We start from the raw sequence: 15,611 nt of genomic DNA on the forward strand, positions 1-15,611 counted from the left end.
TAAGCGCGGCAGCGGAGGAAAAAACGGTGTTCGGCGGGGCAGTCTCGGGTTTCAGACGGGTGAGCGGCGGAGGTGCTTCGTGGTGCGGGTGACAGGATTCACACTGGGCGGGTGGAGCCGATCGAGATTTCCGGGGTGGGACTGACGCCGCTGGACGCGGTCTCGCTCGGGCAGCGGCGGACGCCGGTGCAGCTGGCCGAGACCGCCCGCAAGAAGATGGCCGACTCGGCCGCGGCGGTGACCGAGATCGCGCTGCACCGCCCGGTGTACGGCCGGACCACCGGCGTCGGCGCCAACCGCGACGTACTCACCAACGACCCCGAACACGGCGCCCGGCTACTCGCCTCGCACTCGACCACCGGCACCACGTCGTACCCGAAGGAGGTCGTCCGCCTCGGCCTGCTGATCCGCGTCAACCAGCTCGCCACCGGCGGATCCGGCCTGGCCCCGGAGGTCGCCGACGCGATCGTCGAACTCCTCAACGCCGACACCCTCCCCGACCTGCACCGCGGTGGCGCGATCGGTACCGGCGACCTCGGCCCGCTCGCCGAACTCGGCCTCGCCCTCGGCGACGTCATCGACGGCACCAGCGCGCTTCCCCTGCTCTCCAGCAACGCGCTCACCTTGGCCGACTGCTGTCTCGCGTACGTCGAAGCGGCCACCCTGATCAACGTCGTACCGCTGGTCGGCGCCCTCTCCCACGTCGCCCTGCACGGCAACGCCGAGGTGTACGACATCCGCGTCCAAGAAGCGCGCCCACAACCAGGCCAGGTCCGGGTCGCCCGAAGAATGCGGGGCCTGCTCGACCACCTCCCCCTCCCACCGGCCCGCGTCCAGGACCCCTTCGGCCTGCGTGCCTTCGCCCAGGTCCTCGGCCCGGCCGTCGACCATGTCGATGCCTTGGGCAACGCTCTGATGATCGACATCAACGCCTCCGCCGAGAATCCATTGGTTGCCGGCGACACCGTTCTGCACAACGGGAACTGGCACGCGATGCCGATCGCGCTCGCCCTCGACTCGCTGCGACTGAGCCTGCACAGCGTCGCCACCCTCTCCACCTCGCGGGTCGCGAACCTGGTCGATCCCGAATTCACCGGCCTGAGCCGATTCCTGGCCAGCGGCGCCGAGGCCAGCTCGGGCGTGATGATGATCGAGTACGTCGCGCACGACGCGCTCGCCTCGGTCCGCTCCACCGCCCAACCGGCGACCCTGGGCACGGCGACGCTCTCCAGAGGTGCCGAACACCACGCGAGCTTCGCCCCGCAGGCCGCAGTACTGACCGCGCAGTTGCTCGACGCCCTCCGTGACGTCCTCGCCTGCGAACTCGTCACCGCCGTGCGGGCGGCAAGGCTGGCCGGCATCACACCGGAACAACTCGCGCCCGCTTCGGTCGGCCCCTGGCTCGCCGACGCGCTGGCCGCGTTGCCGGACGACCTGGCCGACCGTTCGCTCCGTGACGACCTGGAGATCGGCCGCGGCCTGCTCACCCAATGGGGCGATCGCCAGGTCGAGCACCCGGCCGAGTCGGGCTAACGCGTCAGCTGATCGAGGTCGAAGGCCCGCGCCATCGCTGTGAAGCCCGCCGCGTTCGGGTGCAGATGATCGCCGCTGTCGTACCCGGGCAGCAGCATCAACGGCTGCGTCGGATTGCGCAGTGCCCCTTCGAAGTCGACCACCCCGTCGTACTCGCCCGATGTCCGGATCCACCTGTTGACGGCCTGTCGCGCGATCTCCCCGCCGACCGTGTACTGCGCCGAGGCCCAGAACGGCGTCAAGGTCGCCCCGTACGCCTTCAACCCCGCCGCATGCGCCCGCGCGATCAACTGCCGATGCGCCGCGATCACCTGCGTCGCCGAGATCGCCCCGCGGGTCAACCGGATGTCGTTGATCCCCTCCAGCACAACCACAGCCTGTACGCCGGTACGCCGCACCACGTCGCGCTCGAACCGCGCGATCCCGGCCTCCCCCGAACTGCCCCCGTTCGCGAGCAGCCGGTTCCCCGCGATCCCCGCGTTGAGGGCGCCGAGGCCACGGGTGAGCAGAAGGTCGGCGAGCTGGTCCGGATAGCGCAGATTCCGGTCCATCGGCGACGCGGCACCGTCGGTGATCGAGTCGCCGAACAGCACCACCGCCCCCTTCGCCGACCCCCGGACGTCGACCTCGGAGACGACGAACCGGGCCATCCCCGGCACCTTCCGGTACTGCGCGCCGCCGCCCGTGGTCTGCTCGCCGTACGCGCTGAAGGCGGTCGCATAGCCGGCCGGGTGCTGGGTGAGCGGCCCGGTCGCGGCCGGGAAATAGGTGCTGATCACCAGGTCGCTGTCCTCCGCGACCGGCAGCGCGAGCGGATCCGACATCACCTCGGCACCAACGGGAATCGTGACGGCGGCCTTGCCCCGGAAGGTCAGCGGAAGGACCTGCAGGATCTCGACGTTCGGAGTCGGTGCCGGCATCGCCTTCCGCGGTACGGCGGTGGTCCGGCCGACGACCAGCGGCCGCGTTCCGAACCGGTTGGACAGCCGGATCCGCACCGCGTTGCCACCGACGGACAGATGCACGACCTGCCGCAACGTCGTGTTCGCGACCCCGGTCGCCGACAGGCCGGTCTTGTCCGCCTCGGTGACCGCGGTCGCCCAGCTGCCGACCCAGTCACCGGCCTTGCGCACCTGAGCAGGCGGCTGGCCGGCGATCGGCGTCGGAGCTGCGACCGGCTGCGTGGCGGCGACAACAGCAGCGATCGCAGAGACCAATGACTGCACCCAGGTGTCACCAGTCACGCGCTGTCAGCCTCCTCACGACCGCCGATTCTGTCACAGCCGGACGATCATCTTTCCCCGGTTCTCACCTCGCAACATCGCCAGGAAGGCCTCGACCATGCCGTCGAAGCCGGTGACGATCGTCTCGTCCGAGACCACCCGCCCGGCCTGCAGTTCGGGGATCAGCCGGTCGTACAGCTCCGGCCGGGCATCCAGGTTCTCGCGGACCAGGAACCCTTCCAGCCGGAGCTCCTTGCCGACGATGTCGAACAGGTTCCGCGGTGCGACCGGCGCCTCGTGGTTGTAGGACGAGACCGCTCCACACCACGCGATCCGCCCACGCTGCTTGAGGATGTCGATCGCCGCGGCCAGGTGCTCACCGCCGACGTTGTCCAGGTAGACGTCGATGCCGTCCGGCGCCGCCTTCGCGAGCGAGTCGACGATCGGGCCGTCCCGGTAGCAGAACGCGGCATCGAATCCGACCTCGGAGACCAGATGCTCGGCCTTCCCCCGGGATCCGGTGCTGCCGATCACCCGGCCGGCCCCGAACAGCTTGGCCAACCGGCCGGCCGCAGTACCGACTCCGCCGGCGGCGGCCGAGATGAAGATCGTCTCGCCTGGCTGCAGCTTCGAGACCCGACCCAGCGCGACATAGGCGCTGAGCCCGGTCCCGCCGAGGATGCCGAGGTGGGCGGACAGCGGCACCCCGGCTTCCTCCTTGATCAGCCGACTCTCGCCCGGGGTGACGAGCGCGTGCGTCCGCCAGCCGTTCCCATGGAAGACGATGTCACCGACCTTGTACTCCGGGGTGCGCGACTCCAGGACGCGGCCGAGCGCCCGGCCTTCGAGCGGTGAATTCAGCTCCCAGATGTCGTCCATGCACTCCCGCATGTAGGGATCGACGGAGAGGTAGAGGTTCGCCACCAACGCCGTACCGGGCTGTACCTCGGGCGGCTCGGTGTCGACGAAAGCGAACAGGTCGGCGGTGGGGACGCCGTTCGGACGGGCCACCAGTTGAATCTCGGTCATGCCGACCATGGAACGAGTCGGCGGGACGCGCGGGCCAGAGAGTTAGCCTGGAGCTAAATGATCAGCTACCGGCTCGGTGTCGACGACCTCGCGGACATGCGGTTCGCCTGCTCCCCGTTGCTGGAGGCCGCGACCAGTCTGTGGGCCTTGCAGGAACCGTCCGCGCATGTCCTCCACCTGCCCTGGATCCGCCGGACGCAGGCGTTGATCGCGGACTGGCCCGATCGGGAGTTGCTGCTCGCACTGGTCGCACCCGAGGTCGGTTGGCTGCCGGACTTCCTCACGCCGCGCCCCGACTCGCCGCTACCCGATGTCGCGGACGAGCTCAGTCGCGTACGGGCGACGCCACCGAGCCGGGCCGTCAGCGACATCATCGGCGCGTACGACGGCCGGCCGCTCCCCTCGCGACTGGCCAGCCTCTGCGAGCAGCCACGCCGGTTGCGCGATCAGCTGAGCGACCTACTGGCGGCGTACTGGGAGGTGGCCGTCGAACCGCATTGGCGCCGGATGCAGTCCGTGCTCGAAGCGGACATGGTGTACCGGGCGAGACTGCTCGCGCGCGACGGCGCTGCCGCAGTACTGACCGGGCTCGATCCCAGCGCAGTCTGGTCGGACGGCGTATTGCGGCTGCGCGTCTCGTCGTACGTGCTCGACTACGACGTCGCGGTCGAAGGCCGTGGGTTCTGGCTGGTGCCGACGTTGTTCGCCAAGCATGCGATCAGCCCGGTCGGTGCGAACGAGCCGCCGACGGTCGCGTATCCGGCCCGCGGCATCGGCACGCTCTGGGAGACCACCGTCGAGGCCGGTCCTGAGGCGTTAGGGGAGCTGATCGGCCGGGCCCGCGCGGGTCTGCTGGCCGCACTCGACCAGCCCGCGTCGACGCTCGAACTGGCCCGCCGGCGCGGGGTCAGCCCGAGCGCGATCTCGCAACAGCTCGCGACACTGACCGCGAACGGCCTGGTCAGCAAGGCCCGGGCCGGCCGCGTGGTCCTCTATGCCCGCACGGAACTCGGCGATCAGCTCGTCGGTAGGCGGTTGTAGGCCTTCAGGACGCGGAGGGCACGGAGGGTTTCGACGCCGCGGTATTCGAGTTTGGCGGCGGGACCCGGCGGCTCCCAGGTGATCGCCCAGCCGCCGTCGGGTTGCTGGTCGGCGATGAGACGGTCGAGGTGCCCGGCGATCTGTTCGTCGGTGAACAGTGGTCGCCAGGCGCTGTCCGGCGTCGGCGCAAAGTGCAAAGGCGTCACGCCGTACTCCGGATCGTCGGCCTCCGCGCGGTAGAAGGAGACCTTGGTCAGATGCTCGCGGATCGGGTCCAGGTCGACCTCGCCCGGTCCGTGCTCGAGGAACTCCATCGCCTCGTGCAGGCCGTGCGCATCGCTGGGCAGACCGTCAGCAAGTGTCTTCGCACACCAGGTCGCTGCCTGTTCGCGCCATGGGTGCTCGACACCGAGCGAGTACAGCCGGCCGACCAACCCGGCCGTCGGGTTCAGGTCGGGCTGGTAGGTCCAGTCGCCCATGTGCTCTGCCCGCGGATAGTTCTCGATCACCGGACTGCACAACGAGACGGCACCTTCGGGAGTCGCGACCGACTGCAGCCAGTCGACCGCACGCCGTACGAGCTCGTCGTCCCGCGCACCAGCCGCGAGCAGGACGTCGAAAGCGGTCTCCACGTCGAGCCCGGTGCTGTCCGGGCATCGCTTGTCCGGCTCCAACGCATGCCCGAATCCACCGTCGGCGTTCTGATACCCACGCAACGCGTCGACCACTCCGCCCGCATCAGCCCCTTCGAAGAGCGTCGCGAACAACCGACGCTCAACCAGTCGCCCATCAGTCCGAACGAAGTCCCTGGCAGCAGTGAAGATGTCCATACCGTCACCCTTACCCATTCCCCACCCCCCGTCTTGAAGAAATCGGACGACGGTAGTTTCTACGGTTCGAAGCGATAGCCCATGCCGGGCTCGGTCAGGAGATGGACCGGGCGGGCCGGGTCGGCTTCGAGTTTGCGGCGTAGCTGGCCCATGTAGAAGCGCAGATTGCCGCTGGCCGACTCGTAACCCGGTCCCCAGACCTCGGTCAGCAGCTGGCGCTGCGACAGGAGCTTGCCGGGGTGCCGGATCAGCACCTCCAGCAGGTGCCACTCGGTCGGGGTCAGCCGGATGTCCTCTCCGCTGTCCAGGGTGACTCGCTTCGCCGCCAGATCCACTCGAGCACCACCGACGACGACCACCGGCTGGTCCTGCGCGAGGTTGCTCCGCCGCAGTACGGCGCGCATCCGCGCGAGCAACTCGTCGATGCCGAACGGCTTGGTCACGTAGTCGTCCGCACCGGCATCGAGCGCCTCGACCTTGTCCGTGCTGTCGGTCCGCCCGGACAGCACCAGGATCGGCGCCTCGGTCCAGCCGCGCAGCCCGCGGATCACGTCCACACCGTCGAAGTCCGGCAGCCCGAGGTCCAGGATCACCAGGTCCGGCGGATACTGCGCAGCCACCTTCAAAGCAGCCGTGCCGCTCCCCGCGACGTGCACCTCATACCGCCGCGCCTTCAGGTTGATCTGCAATGCCCGAACGATCTGCGGCTCGTCGTCAACCACCAAAATCCTGGTCATGAGGTCTCCTCGCCGGAGCGTTCCCGACTTCCCGGCACAGGTGCGTCGTCCGGCCGCAAGGTTGCTACTGGCAACGAGACGACCATGGTCAGCCCACCTCCGGGGGTGTCTTCGGGTTGCAGCGAGCCGCTCATCGCCTCGGTCAGCCCACGTGCGAGCGCAAGTCCCAGCCCGACGCCCGTCGTGTTGTCGGTGTCACCAAGCCGCTGGAACGGCGCGAACACCCGGTCGCGATCCGCCCGCGGAATCCCCGGCCCACGATCCACCACCCGGATCTCGACCTTGTCCCCCAGCGAGCTCCCGGTCACCAGCGGCGCCCGACCGGCCGGTGAATGCCGGACCGCGTTGGCCAGCAGGTTCGCGATCACCCGCTCCAGCAACGCCGGATCCGCGGCGACCAACGGCAACGTGTGCGGCAGATCGACCCGCACCGCGTCGGCCGCGTCCCCGAGCTCAGCCAGTACGCCGGGCAGGATCTCGTCGAGCGCCATCGGCCGTGTGAAGACAGGCAGTACGCCGGCCTGCAGGCGACTGAGGTCGAGCAAGTTGTCCACCAACCGGGTGAGCCGGTCCAGCGACTCGTCCGCCGTCTCGAGCAGTTCGTCCCGCTCTGCCGGACTCCAGTCGACATCCGAGCTCCGCAGGCTGGTCACCGACGCCTTCGCGGAGGCGAGCGGCGACCGGAGATCGTGGCCCACCGCGCGCAGCAACGCCGTACGAAGCTTGTCCGCTTCGGCCAAGGGCTTGGCTTCGGCAGCGGCCTCGCTGAGGCGGGCCTTGTCGACCAATGCCGCGGCATGGGCCGCGAAGGCACCGACCAGGCGGCGTTCGTCGGCTGCGAGCGACCGGCCTTGCAGGACCAGGACGAGATCGTCGCGACCGGGGATCTCGGCGTCGCCGTCCTCCGGGCGCCGGCAGGTCGGCGTACCGGCTGATGCGATCGGGCGCCAGGTCTCCGTCAGCTCGTCGGTCTCCAGGCGTTCCATCAGGCAGGCGCCGGTCATACCGAAGGCTTCCCGGACCCGTTCGAGCAATGCGGGCAGCGCGGTTTCGCCGCGCAGTACGGAACCGGCCAGGGTCGCGAGTGTCTCGGACTCCGCCGCGGACCGGGCCGCCTGCCTGGTACGACGTGCTGCGCGGTCGACCACCGACGAGACGAGGCCTGCGATCAGGACGAAGATGCCGAGGGCAAGGGCGTTGTTCGGCTCCGTGATCGTGAACGACTTGGTGGGCGGGGTGAAGAACCAGTTGAGGACGAGCGTGCCCGCGATCGCGGTCAGCAGCGCCGGCCAGAGTCCGCCGACGAGGGCGACCACGACGACGGCGAACAGGAAGGCGAGCACGTTGCTGGTCAGGTTGAGGGCGTCGCCGATCCCGAGCAGCGCGGCCAACGCCGGCGGAAGCAGTACGGCGAGCAGGTACCCGTAGATCAACCGTCGGCGGGAGATGCTGCCGCGCACCCGAGGCAACCGGCCGCGACCCATCTCCGAATGCGTGACGATGTGGACGTCGATGTCGCCCGAGCCCCGGATCGAGCTGGCGCCGATCCCCGGACCGGTGAACAGCGCTGCGAGCCGCGATCTCCTGCTGCCGCCGAGCACCAACTGGGTCGCATTCTCGGCGCGCGCGAACGCGAGCAGGGATTCCGGAACATTCTCGCCGACGACCTGGTGGTAGGTGCCACCGAGACTCTCGACGAGCTGACGTTGCTGGGCGAGCTTGGCCGGGTTGGCGCCGGTCAGCCCGTCGGAACGGGCGATGTGGACGGCGAGCAGATCCCCGCCGGAGGAGCGGGCGGCGATGCGGGCGGCACGCCGGATCAGGGTCTCGCCTTCGGGTCCGCCGGTGAGCGCGACCACGACCCGTTCGCGCGCCTCCCAGGTGGAGTCGATGTCATGCTGGGAACGGTACTGCTGCAGGCCGGCGTCGACGCGGTCCGCCAGCCACAACAGGGCGAGTTCGCGCAGCGCGGACAGGTTGCCGACCCGGAAGTAGTTGCCCAGGGCAGCGTCGATCTTGTCCGCCTGGTAGACGTTGCCGTGCGCCATCCGGCGGCGCAGCGCTTCCGGCGTCATGTCGACCAGCTCGATCTGGTCCGCCGCCCGGACCACCCGGTCCGGCACGGTTTCCTGCTGCGGTACGCCGGTGATCTTCTCGACCACGTCGTTGATGGATTCGAGGTGCTGGATGTTGACCGCCGAGATCACGTCGATCCCGGCGGCCAGCAGCTCGTCGATGTCCTCCCAGCGCTTGGCATGCCGGCTGCCCGGGATGTTGCTGTGGGCAAGCTCGTCGACCAGCACGACCTCGGGCCGGCGGGCCAGCACCGCGTCCAGATCCATTTCGGTGAAGCTCGCACCCCGGTAGTCCAGGATCTTGCGCGGCACCACTTCGAGGCCGTCGAGCATCTCGGCGGTGTGCTCGCGGCCGTGCGTCTCGACCAGTCCGACCACGACGTCGGTCCCGCGTTCCCGCCGGCGCTGCGCCTCGCCGAGCATCTTGTAGGTCTTGCCGACGCCGGGCGCGGCACCGAGGTAGACCCTCAGGTGCCCACGACCGCTGCTACTCATACCGCCATCGTCTCAGCTCAGCCCAGCCAGGCCGGCATTCAGCGTCACCACGTTCACCACGGGCTCGCCGAGGAAGCCCAGGGCGCGTCCCTTGGTGTTCTCCTTCACCAGCTGTTGCACCTTGGCGACGTCGAGTCCGCGCTCCCGCGCGACCCGGTTCACCTGCAACGCGGCGTACGCGGGGCTGATGTCGGGGTCGAGCCCGCTGCCGCTGGCCGTGACGGCGTCCGGCGGCACCTGAGCCGGGTCGACGCCCTCCAGAGAGGCGACATCCTTCCGCCGCTGTTCGACCGCGGCGAGCAGATCGGCGTTGTTAGGCCCGTACTGCGAGGCCGCGCTGCCCTTGGCGTCGTAGTCGACCGCCGATGGGCGGGTCTGGAACCACAGCGGGTCGGCCACCATCACCGGCTTGCCGTCGGCATCGACCTCGGGCTTGCCGTCCTTGGTCGCCTGTTTGGTGTACGCCTGGCCGATCAGATCGGAGGCGACGTCCTTGCCCTTCACCTGGATCACCGAACCGTTGGCGTTGCCGTGGAACAGCACCTGCGCCACGCCGGTCATCACCAGCGGGTAGATCACCCCCAGGCCGATCGTGAACACGATCAGCGCCCGGGTCGCCACCCCGAACTGCCGCATCGTCGCGGGGAGTCTGCTTGCCATATCTCTCGCCTTTCAGCGGATGCCTGGGATCAGCGAGATCACCAGGTCGAGGAGTTTGATGCCGATGAACGGGGTGATCAGGCCGCCGACGCCGTAGATCAGCAGGTTGCGGCGCAGCATCGCGGATGCCGAGGACGGCTTGTACCGCACGCCTCGCAGCGCCAGCGGGACGAGTGCGACGATCACCAGCGCGTTGAACACGATGGCCGACACGATCGCCGACTCCGGCGAGTGCAACTGCATGATGTTCAGCCTGTCCAGGCCCGGGTACGCCGCGGCGAAAAGGGCCGGCAGGATCGCGAAGTACTTGGCCACGTCGTTCGCGATCGAGAACGTGGTGAGCGAACCGCGGGTGATCAGCAACTGCTTGCCGATCTCGACGATCTCGATCAGCTTCGTCGGATTGGAGTCCAGGTCGACCATGTTGCCGGCTTCCTTGGCCGCCGACGTACCGGAGTTCATCGCGACGCCGACATCGGCCTGGGCGAGCGCCGGGGCGTCGTTGGTGCCGTCACCGGTCATCGCGACCAGCCGGCCGCCTTCCTGCTCCTTCTTGATCAGCGCCATCTTGTCCTCGGGCGTCGCCTCGGCCAGGAAGTCGTCGACCCCGGCCTCCTCGGCGATCGCCTTCGCGGTCAGCTGGTTGTCGCCGGTGATCATCACCGTCCGGATGCCCATCGCGCGCATCTGGTCGAACCGCTCCCGCATCCCTTCCTTGACGACGTCCTTGAGGTGGATCACGCCCAGCGGCCGAGCCACGTCTTCTTTGCTGATGGCAACGACCAACGGCGTACCACCGGAGGCGGAGATGCCATCCACGATCTCGCCGAGCTCGGCGACCACGGTGCCGCCCTGGTCATGGATCCAGGCGGTGATCGCACCGGCCGCACCCTTGCGGATCTGCCGGCCGTCCACGTCCACGCCACTCATCCGGGTCTGCGCAGTGAACTCGATGAACGTTGCATGCGGCAACTCACCGGTGTGCCGCTCGCGCAGCTCGTACCGGGTCTTGGCCAGTACGACGATCGACCGGCCCTCCGGCGTTTCGTCAGCCAGGCTTGAGAGTTGAGCCGCATCGGCCAGCTCGGTCTCGCTGACACCGGCGAGCGGGATGAACTCCGACGCCTGCCGGTTCCCGAGCGTGATCGTGCCCGTCTTGTCGAGCAGCAGCGTGTTCACGTCGCCGGCGGCCTCGACCGCACGGCCCGACATCGCCAGAACGTTGCGCTGCACCAGGCGATCCATGCCGGCGATACCGATCGCCGACAGCAACGCACCGATCGTGGTCGGGATCAGGCAGACCAGCAGGGCCACCAGAATCACGAGATTCAGGTCCGTGTGCGCGTAGAGGGCGAAAGTCGGCAGGGTCGCCGTGGCGATCAGGAAGACGATCGTCAGGCTGGCGAGCAGGATGTTCAGGGCGATCTCGTTCGGCGTCTTCTGCCGGGAGGCACCTTCGACCAGCGCGATCATCCGGTCGATGAAGCTCTCGCCCGGCTTGGTGGTGATCTTGACGACGATCCGGTCCGACAGCACCTTGGTGCCACCGGTGACGGCGCTCCGGTCACCGCCGGACTCCCGGATCACCGGCGCCGACTCCCCGGTGATCGCCGACTCGTCGACACTGGCGACCCCCTCGACGACGTCACCGTCGCCGGGGATGATCTGACCGGCCTCGACCACGACCAGGTCGCCGAGCTGCAGCGACGCGGCCGGCACCTCCTCCTCACTGAGGCGGTCCTCGCTGAGCTTGCGCGCGGTCGTCTCGGTCTTGGCCCGTCGCAGGGTCGCCGCCTGGGCCTTGCCGCGGCCCTCGGCGACGGCCTCGGCCAGGTTGGCGAAGATCACCGTCAGCCAGAGCCAGACGACGATCCACCAGACGAACACGCTGGAATCGGTGAAGGCCAGCACCGTCGAGGCGATCGCGCCGACCTCGACCACGAACATCACCGGGCTCTTCACCATCACCCGCGGATCGAGCTTGCGCAGCGCGTCCGGCAGCGAGGTGAGCAGCATCGTCGGGTCGAACAGGCCCGAGGGCGCCTTCTTCGGAGCCGCCGAGGCCTTGGGAGCGGGCGGCTTGGTCAGGGTGGTCACAGTCCCTCCGCGAGGGGTCCGAGAGTGAGGGCGGGGAAGTAGGTCAGGCCGGTGACGACGATCACGACGCCGACCAGCATCGTCACGAAGAGCGCCTTGTGCGTGGGCAGCGTGCCTTCGTTCACCGGGACCGGCTGCTGCTGGGCGAACGAGCCGGCCAGCGCGAGCACGATGACGATCGGCACGAACCGGCCGAGCAGCATCACCAGCCCGAGGGCCGTGTTGTAGAAGGGGATATTGGCGCTGAGCCCACCGAACGCACTGCCGTTGTTGTTCCCTGCCGAGGTGAACGCGTACAGCACCTCGGAGAACCCGTGCGGGCTATCGGTGTTGAAAATCGAGGCCCGCGCGGTCGCCAGTCCCATCGCCAGCGACGCCCCGACGAGGACGACGGTCGGCGTGGCCAGGATGTAGAGCGAGACCAGCTTCATCTCGCGTGCGGTGATCTTCTTCTTCAGGTACTCCGGGGTCCGGCCGACCATCAGCCCGGCCACGAAGACCGTGAGGACGGCGAGCACGAGCATCCCGTAGAGACCGGTTCCGGTACCACCCGGCGTCACTTCGCCGAGCATCATGTGGAACAGCGCCGTACCGCCACCGAGTGGGGTGAACGAGTCATGTGCCGAGTTCACCGCGCCGGTCGACGTACCGGTGGTCGAGGTGGCGAAGAGGGCCGAGGCCCATTCGCCGAAGCGGGTCTCCTTGCCCTCCATGGCGGCGCCGGCCGCTTGCGTCGCAGTACCGGCTCCTTGGTTCTCGAAGAAGGTGGCGGCAAAGGTGAAGGCTGCCCAGAGGGTGCCCATCACGCCGAGGATCGCGTAGCCCTGGCGCTTGTCCTTGACCATCAGGCCGAAGGTGCGGGTCAGGCAGACCGGGATCAGGAGTAGGAGGAAGATCTCGAACAGGTTGGAGAGGCCGTTGGGGTTCTCGAAGGGGTGGCCCGAGTTGGCGTTGTAAAAGCCGCCGCCGTTGGTGCCGAGCTCCTTGATGACTTCCTGGCTGGCCACCGGGCCGCCGGGGAGGGTCTGGGACTGGCCGATCACCGAGGTGACCTCATGGCCGCCGGAGAAGTTCTGGACGACGCCCGTCGCGACCAGGACGAGCCCGCCGACGACGGCGATCGGCAGCAGGATCCGTAGTACGGTCCGGACCAGGTCGACCCAGAAGTTGCCGAGCCGGTCCGTTGTGGACCTGGCGAAGCCGCGGATCACGACCACCGCGACGGTGATTCCGACGGCGGCCGAGAGGAAGTTCTGGACGGCGAGGCCGGCGAACTGGACCAAGTGGCCCATGGTCACTTCGGGTGAGTACGACTGCCAGTTGGTGTTCGAGACGAACGAGGCGGCTGTGTTGAAGGCGAGGCCTGGCTCGACGTTGGGCAGGCCGAGGGACAGTGGCAGGTGCGACTGCAGCCGCTGGATCAGGTAGAGCAGGAGGACGCCGACGGCGGAGAAGGCGATCGCGGACCGGGCGTAGACGGCCCAGGTCTGCTCTGCCTTGGCGTCGACGCCAAGCAGCTTGTAGGTGCCGCGTTCGACCCGCGAATCTTTCTCGGTGGTGTAGACGTGCGCCATGTAACCGCCCAGTGGCCGGTAGACGGCGGCCAGTAGCGCGACCAGGAGGCCGACCTGGAGCAGGCCGGCGGCGGTGTCGGACATCAGAACCTCTCGGGGAAGATCAGCGCGGCGACCAGGTACATGACCAGCCCCGCGGCGATCACGAGGCCGGCAACGTTCTCGGCGCTCACAGACGTCCGCCCAACTCGGCAAAATTCCTCATGTCCCCCACTGCACACCGCTGATTGCCCCCTCAGCCTCCTTCTCGCACCCCTCTCACACCCGCCCACCCACCTCTCACACACCTCTCACGCAGACAGTCCCCCCACCCAACTTCGCTCTGCCGCTTCCAGTGCGCATACTTACGCCTGGCAATGAGACGCCCTCGGATAGTTAGGGAATAACGCAGTGACTGAAGTGGATGAGCCGCAGTTCTCCGGGGACCAGTTCTTCTCGGAAGAGAGCCGCAAGGCTCTGGCCGAGGCAAGCCAGTTGCTGGCCGAACGCCTCCAGGCGCACACCCAGGCCCTGCTGGCGATGACCGGCGGCCCGGACGAGCAGGACGCGCTGTACGAGCAGAACGTCGCACTGGAGGAGCTCGTCGAGGGCTGGAACGACGCGGTCTTCGAGCTCACGGGCACCGCGCCGCTGCTGCTCGAGGAGGAGACCGACGAGGCCGAAGAGGAAGAGGAGCTGCTCGAGCAGGACCACGTGATCACCGTGGTCTCCCGGTTCGACCTGCGGGTGGTCGACCTGGACGCGCTGCTCGACGCCGGCCGGGCCGCGCAGGAACGGCACCCCGCCGAGCTGGACGACTCCGGCGAGCCGGACCCGGTCGACACGGCCGAGCAGGCGATCTACGAGATCAGCCGCGAGGTCGGTGAGGCGTGGTTCGAGCTGCCCGGGGTCGACCTGGTCGCCGGCGCGCGCGCGTACGTCGTACCGGAGTATCCGTTCGAGCCGCTGGAGGCTGACGCCGACGACGTCGTCACCGAGATCAGCGCCCCGAACGGCATCGTCACCCACGCCGAAACCTGGGCCTGACAGCTGAACGGGCGGTGACCATCTTTGGGTGGTCGCCGCCCGTCGGCTACCCACTTCAGGGGGTCCGGCTACCCATCTCGGTTTTGCTTTGAACCGGCTTCTGTTCCTGTCCGTGTAGGCGGTGTTCCACTTCCTCACTGACAGGAAAGTGTTATGTCGCTTCGTTCAAAAGGCCGACCACTCGTTGTTGCCTCCGCCTTGGTCGGCGGGTTGGCACTGGTGGCGCCGACCGCCGCCAGCGCGCACTCGTCGTACGGCCACGATCTCGTCGTCCAGCAGGTCAACCTGGTCTCCGACCTGCCCGGCAAGGCCGCGCTGCAGGATCCCGACCTGGTGAACCCGTGGGGTCTCGCGCTCGGCGCGACCTCCCCGCTCTGGGCATCCAACGAGGGCACCTCGTCCTCGACGCTGTACTCCTCGGCGCCCGGCGCGAGCACCGCGACCAAGGTCCCGACCGTCCGCGTCGATGTCCCGCACCCGACCGGCCAGGTCAACAACGCGGGCACCGGCTTCGTGCTCAGCAACGGCACCGCCAGTGCGCCCGCCCGGTTCATCTTCGCCACCCTGACCGGCCAGATCGCGGCCTGGGGCCCACCGGTCAGCCCGCTGATCGGCGCCGCCGACATCAAGGCGACCACCCCGGGCGCTGTCTACACCGGTCTCGCGATCGCGACCGCGGCGAAGGGCGACCAGCTGTACGCCGCCAACTTCGCGCAGGGCCGGATCGACGTCTTCGACAACGCCTTCCAGCCGGTGAAGCAGCCGTGGTGGGCGTTCAAGGACTTCGCCCTCCCGAAGGGGTACTCACCCTTCAACGTGCAGACGCTGAACAACCGGATCTTCGTCGCTTACGCCAAGGTCGACCCGAAGACCGGTGAGGAGCTCGCCGGCCGTGGCCTCGGCTTCGTCGACGAGTACACCGTGGACGGCCGGTTCGTCGAGCGGATCGCGTCCCGCGGTTCGCTGAACGCGCCCTGGGGGCTCGCGATCGCACCGGCTGCGTGGGGTAAGGACGCCGGCTCGCTGCTGATCGGCAACTTCGGTGACGGCCGCATCAACGTGGTGAAGGCCAAGAACCACGGCCGCTTCGCGAACCACATCGACAGCCAGGTCAAGAACAGCTCCGGCCATACCTTGGTGATCCCGGGTCTGTGGGCGCTGCTCCCTGGTACGGCGACCACCGGTGGCACCGACGCCGTCTGGTTCTCCGCCGGAATCGCCGACGAGACGCACGGCCTCCTCGGCGTACTGCGCCACCCGTAATCCATCTAGTGTCCTGAGCAGCCGAGGG

The 15,611-nt window shown here is 68.5% G+C and carries 13 protein-coding genes; 4 read left to right on the plus strand and 9 right to left on the minus strand.

All coding sequences use genetic code 11. The annotated features are described in order from the left end of the window. Positions 1-111: 111 nt before the first annotated feature. Positions 112-1,533 (plus strand): aromatic amino acid lyase, encoded by a 1,422-nt coding sequence (locus ABZ004_RS12790; RefSeq protein WP_355679974.1) that lies wholly within the window; start codon positions 112-114, stop codon positions 1,531-1,533. On the opposite strand, the gene ABZ004_RS12795 is transcribed toward ABZ004_RS12790, so the two are convergent. Continuing rightward, positions 1,530-2,777, minus strand: a complete 1,248-nt coding sequence (locus tag ABZ004_RS12795; protein WP_355679975.1) for an SGNH/GDSL hydrolase family protein — start codon at positions 2,775-2,777, stop codon at positions 1,530-1,532. The genes ABZ004_RS12790 and ABZ004_RS12795 overlap by 4 nt on opposite strands. Before the next feature lie 33 nt (positions 2,778-2,810). Next, positions 2,811-3,785, minus strand: coding sequence for an NADP-dependent oxidoreductase (locus ABZ004_RS12800; RefSeq protein WP_355679976.1), 975 nt, complete (start codon positions 3,783-3,785; stop codon positions 2,811-2,813). A gap of 57 nt (positions 3,786-3,842) precedes the next feature. On the opposite strand from ABZ004_RS12800, the gene ABZ004_RS12805 reads away from it, so the two are divergent. Continuing rightward, the gene (locus ABZ004_RS12805) at positions 3,843-4,826 is read left to right on the plus strand and encodes a DUF5937 family protein (RefSeq protein WP_355679977.1); all 984 of its coding nucleotides are present in this window, start codon (positions 3,843-3,845) and stop codon (positions 4,824-4,826) included. On the opposite strand, the gene ABZ004_RS12810 is transcribed toward ABZ004_RS12805, so the two are convergent. From ABZ004_RS12810 to kdpF, 7 genes are all read right to left on the minus strand, one after another. Then, on the minus strand, positions 4,802-5,656 hold the full coding sequence (locus tag ABZ004_RS12810) for a hypothetical protein (RefSeq protein WP_355679978.1): 855 nt from the start codon (positions 5,654-5,656) through the stop codon (positions 4,802-4,804). The genes ABZ004_RS12805 and ABZ004_RS12810 overlap by 25 nt on opposite strands. 59 nt (positions 5,657-5,715) lie before the next feature. Continuing rightward, a complete protein-coding gene (locus ABZ004_RS12815; RefSeq protein WP_355679979.1) occupies positions 5,716-6,393 on the minus strand; it encodes a response regulator in 678 nt (225 codons plus the stop codon). Then, complete coding sequence (locus ABZ004_RS12820) at positions 6,390-8,963, minus strand: DUF4118 domain-containing protein (RefSeq protein ID WP_355679980.1); 2,574 nt, start codon at positions 8,961-8,963, stop codon at positions 6,390-6,392. The genes ABZ004_RS12815 and ABZ004_RS12820 overlap by 4 nt, the downstream gene beginning before the upstream one ends. 12 nt (positions 8,964-8,975) lie before the next feature. Beyond that, positions 8,976-9,623, minus strand: a complete 648-nt coding sequence (locus ABZ004_RS12825) for a potassium-transporting ATPase subunit C (protein ID WP_355679981.1) — start codon at positions 9,621-9,623, stop codon at positions 8,976-8,978. Between the two features lie 12 nt (positions 9,624-9,635). Next, complete coding sequence (gene kdpB, locus ABZ004_RS12830) at positions 9,636-11,654, minus strand: potassium-transporting ATPase subunit KdpB (RefSeq protein WP_355680023.1); 2,019 nt, start codon at positions 11,652-11,654, stop codon at positions 9,636-9,638. Between the two features lie 62 nt (positions 11,655-11,716). Continuing rightward, positions 11,717-13,378 (minus strand): potassium-transporting ATPase subunit KdpA, encoded by a 1,662-nt coding sequence (gene kdpA / locus ABZ004_RS12835; protein WP_355679982.1) that lies wholly within the window; start codon positions 13,376-13,378, stop codon positions 11,717-11,719. After that, positions 13,378-13,467: a K(+)-transporting ATPase subunit F gene (gene kdpF, locus ABZ004_RS12840; RefSeq protein ID WP_355679983.1), complete on the minus strand. Its 90-nt coding sequence runs from the start codon at positions 13,465-13,467 to the stop codon at positions 13,378-13,380. The genes kdpA and kdpF overlap by 1 nt, the downstream gene beginning before the upstream one ends. Positions 13,468-13,684: 217 nt before the next feature. Here kdpF and ABZ004_RS12845 point away from each other — a divergent pair, with 217 nt between their 5' ends. Continuing rightward, complete coding sequence (locus ABZ004_RS12845; RefSeq protein WP_355679984.1) at positions 13,685-14,320, plus strand: hypothetical protein; 636 nt, start codon at positions 13,685-13,687, stop codon at positions 14,318-14,320. 153 nt (positions 14,321-14,473) lie between these two features. Continuing rightward, positions 14,474-15,583, plus strand: coding sequence for a TIGR03118 family protein (locus ABZ004_RS12850; RefSeq protein WP_355679985.1), 1,110 nt, complete (start codon positions 14,474-14,476; stop codon positions 15,581-15,583). Positions 15,584-15,611: the final 28 nt, after the last annotated feature.

It is taken from the genome of Kribbella sp. NPDC006257 (genome assembly GCF_040613535.1).
Classification (GTDB): Bacteria; Actinomycetota; Actinomycetes; order Propionibacteriales; family Kribbellaceae; genus Kribbella.